Source organism: Vreelandella vilamensis (genome assembly GCF_031451755.1).
Taxonomy (GTDB): Bacteria; Pseudomonadota; Gammaproteobacteria; order Pseudomonadales; family Halomonadaceae; genus Vreelandella; species Vreelandella vilamensis.
The window spans coordinates 1-2,914 of record NZ_JARWAN010000051.1 but is presented as its reverse complement, the minus strand read 5'-3'; the positions used below and the strand labels follow the sequence as shown (position 1 = coordinate 2,914).

Below are 2,914 nucleotides of genomic sequence, written 5' to 3'. Positions count from 1 at the left end.
AGCCGTATGCGCTGAAAGGCGCACGTACGGTTCGGAGAGGAGAAGCAGGGAAATAGTACGACTACGCCCTGCTTCTTACTCTACTTTGGACCTTGCAAGGCTGGGTTTACTTAGCGGTCGTCTTTGACCTGTATTCACGTAGAGTCGTGGGCTGGCACATGGATCGGAAGATGGAAACGTCGCTGATAAGTCGTGCGTTGATGATGGCAATCAACCTAAGAAAGCCGCCGCCAGGACTTATGCATCATTCTGATCGCGGTAGTCAATATGCGAGTAATCAATACCAAGCAATGCTAAAACAGCATGATTTGGTGTGCTCAATGAGTCGTAAAGGAAATTGTTGGGATAATTCATCGACGGAGCGCTTCTTCAGTAGCCTTAAGCGAGAATGGCTGACAGGAAACCTGTACTCGACCCGTGAATCGGCGATAGCTGATGTGAGAGCTTACATCGCGTATTACAACGCTCGGCGTCTCCATACGACACTTGGGGATATGACGCCCATTGAATTTGAAAAAATCGCTTAGCTAAGTGTCCGTTTCGACTTGACCACAACAGTCTTCTACATACACGGGCGTGGGGGGGGTCGACCACGACACTTTCCCGCGACTGACTTGTAATGCCAAATTAATTGTATTTGTCGATGAAACCACTGGATCACCGTAATAGGGCGAGGTGGGAAAGCCGAGAGATACCACGGCAGTAGCGGTGAAAGCCGCCGATAATGGCCGTACTGATTGCCGAGCAGAAAGCCAGCGAATCCACACAGAAACAACACGATAACAAGCACCAACTTTTTGGTCTCCTTCTCTCCTTGAAAGCATCGCATCGTAGGCGTTGGTTGGTACAATGGTAATCAATCCACATAGGGCGCCATAACGTCAGCGCTCATGCCGTGTCAACACTTTTCAGGAAACACTCATGCCCGAATGGATCGCGCTATCGCCCAGCCAGCACAAGGCCAAGCATTACTTGCCCCGCCAAGGGTACGCCTTCGCCATTAACCAAGCCGTTGCTACTGTATTACTGGCGGAAATGCCGAAGCTGTTGCCGCACTATGCGCTGGGGTTTATCCGGCAAGACGAAAATTATCAGTCGGTGGCGCTGTTGAGTTTAGATGGACGGAATAATCTTTATCTCCATAGCGATGGGCGCTGGTTAGGGAATTATGTGCCCGCCTCTTTACGCGGATATCCCTTTACGCTGGCCAATAGTGAAACCGGCGAGAAAGTCTTCGCCATTGATGCCGATCACCTCAGCGATGAGGCAGGCGAGCCGTTATTCGATGAGGAAGGCAATCTTACGCAGAAAGCTGCGCAAACACTCGATTTCCTTAAACAGTGCGAGCAGAACCGCCAAGTGACCCAGCAAGCGGTAAAGGTGTTGGGAGACGCCGGGGTGATTGAACCTTGGCCCTTGAAAATTGAACGTGGTGAAGGCCAAGAGCCGTTAGCGGTAAAAGGACTTTACCGGATAGATGAAAAAGCCCTTAATACCCTGGATGCAGAGGCATATGCCGCACTACAAGGCGCCCCCATGGTCCTGGCTCACGCCCAGCTGTTTTCAATGAGCCAGCTTAACCAGTTAACCGAAAGAGCGAAGCTTCACGCGAAGCAGGGCACCGTAGAAGCGCCAGAAAACCTCGACAGTGTTTTTGATAACGACGACGATTTAGAATTTGATTTTGATAGCTAAGGAGTAATGACAATGGCAGATGAACAGCAACAAACGATCACGATTGACGGTATTGATTACAACATCAATGACCTGTCCGATAACGCCAAGCAACAAGTCGCTAATCTACGCGTGACGGATGCCGAGAGCGAAAAGCTCAAGCAGCAGCTGGCGATTTATCAAACGGCGCGTACTGCCTATGCACGGGCGCTGAGTGAAGAACTGCCCAAGAAAGAGACGCACTGATCGTCAGACGGCACTCGCTAAGGGTGCCGTTTTCCCACGGATCACAAGAGAGACCCTGTATGTCCTGGCAACAGGCTGGTATTACCCTTCACCATCTGCAGCTGGCCATGAGCCACTGCGACAGGACAGGCCTCGACGCCTTTCGCGAGGCCTGTCATCCGAACTTCAAGGCGGCTAAGGGCAAGCGCGTGATGTATCAGGGCCGTGGGCCCTATGAACCTCGCCCGCTGACTGCCGCTGCTCATGCTGTGGCCTATCCCGACGCCCCCGTGCTGGTCCCCAAGGACTTCAAGGGCGACACGGCGCGGCAATTTCTTCTTCGCCAGCCCGGCTTTAGCCTGGAAGGGGAAGAGTCCGAGCCCCCCGGTTGGTGCCGCCCGAGTCAGCTGGTGTGACCATTGATGGCATCCGCTATCGGCGGCGTGACCTCTCGCCAATGGCGCGGGAACAACTGGTGAATCTGCGCATGACCGACGCTGAAATAGCGCGTCTTCAGAATGAACTTTCCATCGTCCAGACTGCCCGTGTCGCCTACCTGCAGGCGCTGCGTGAGGCGCTGGAGGATGCCCGGCAGTCGCCGGCCAAGGCATGGCGCAAGCGCCCCGGCCAAAAACGTTGGGGCAAGGGGGTTAAGCGTGCCTGATGTCAGCGTCAATCACGGGGGGTGGGTGCTTGTCGGGCGGGTGCCCTTGGTGTCGTGTATTTGATGTTGACTTCCCTATGTCGAAAAACTTCAAAGCCCACTTACCCACGCTGATTATCCTGACGCAACGAGAGCATCAGCGGCTCAGTAATCAAGCCAAACGGCTGCAGACTTATGCTGTAATGGCCAGAAAATAAGTTGATCATTTTTTGACCAATTTTAGGCCTTGTAATCGCTGAAAGCTGTCTGTTTTTCTTACTTAACTGTTTGGTCCCGGATGATGAAATCGCCCATAGAAGTTATCCTCTGCTAGCAGCCAGGGAGCTTCTTCATCAATTTATCCGGGAGCAG

The 2,914-nt window shown here is 52.9% G+C and carries 5 protein-coding genes; all 5 read left to right on the top strand.

The features are described 5' to 3' along the window. The first annotated feature begins 68 nt into the window (after nucleotides 1-68). Entirely contained in the window at nucleotides 69-527 is a 459-nt protein-coding gene (locus QC823_RS16070; RefSeq protein WP_309657353.1) for an IS3 family transposase, read from the top strand. Between the two features lie 394 nt (nucleotides 528-921). After that, the gene (locus tag QC823_RS16065) at nucleotides 922-1,695 is read left to right on the top strand and encodes a SapC family protein (RefSeq protein WP_309657352.1); all 774 of its coding nucleotides are present in this window, start codon (nucleotides 922-924) and stop codon (nucleotides 1,693-1,695) included. A 12-nt stretch (nucleotides 1,696-1,707) separates the two neighbouring features. Further along, nucleotides 1,708-1,920, top strand: coding sequence for a DUF6447 family protein (locus QC823_RS16060; RefSeq protein ID WP_309657351.1), 213 nt, complete (start codon nucleotides 1,708-1,710; stop codon nucleotides 1,918-1,920). A 59-nt stretch (nucleotides 1,921-1,979) separates the two neighbouring features. Continuing rightward, a complete protein-coding gene (locus tag QC823_RS16055) occupies nucleotides 1,980-2,315 on the top strand; it encodes a ScoMcrA-related endonuclease (protein ID WP_309657350.1) in 336 nt (111 codons plus the stop codon). After that, complete coding sequence (locus QC823_RS16050; protein ID WP_309657349.1) at nucleotides 2,312-2,563, top strand: DUF6447 family protein; 252 nt, start codon at nucleotides 2,312-2,314, stop codon at nucleotides 2,561-2,563. The genes QC823_RS16055 and QC823_RS16050 overlap by 4 nt, the downstream gene beginning before the upstream one ends. Nucleotides 2,564-2,914: the final 351 nt, after the last annotated feature.